A 255-nucleotide genomic window follows, 5' to 3' on the forward strand; every position below is an offset into this window, starting at 1 on the left:
CCGGCCTCGTAGTGTTCGGCCTTGGTCCCAGCGCCGCAATGCCCATCTTGCGCATCAACCGCTTGCGATTGACCTGAAGCCCCTCAACCTTCAGCATCGCGGTCATTCGCCGCGAGCCCAGGAACGGCCAGGCGGTGAACAACTCGTCGATCCGCCGCATCAGGGCAAGGTCGTTGTCGTTGGCCGGCCGTGGCGGCCGGTAGACCCCAGAGCGCGCGATGCCAAGTAACATGCATTGCCGGCGGATCGACAGCG

1 protein-coding gene is annotated in these 255 nt (G+C 65.1%); it reads right to left on the bottom strand.

The genetic code is table 11. From position 1 onward, the window contains the following. The coding region (locus ACZYOF_RS44730; protein ID WP_463719717.1) for an IS3 family transposase at nt 1-232 on the bottom strand (232 nt) is incomplete at its 3' end. Nucleotides 233-255 lie beyond the last annotated feature (23 nt).

The organism is Bradyrhizobium sp. LeoA1Lang (genome assembly GCF_055413685.1).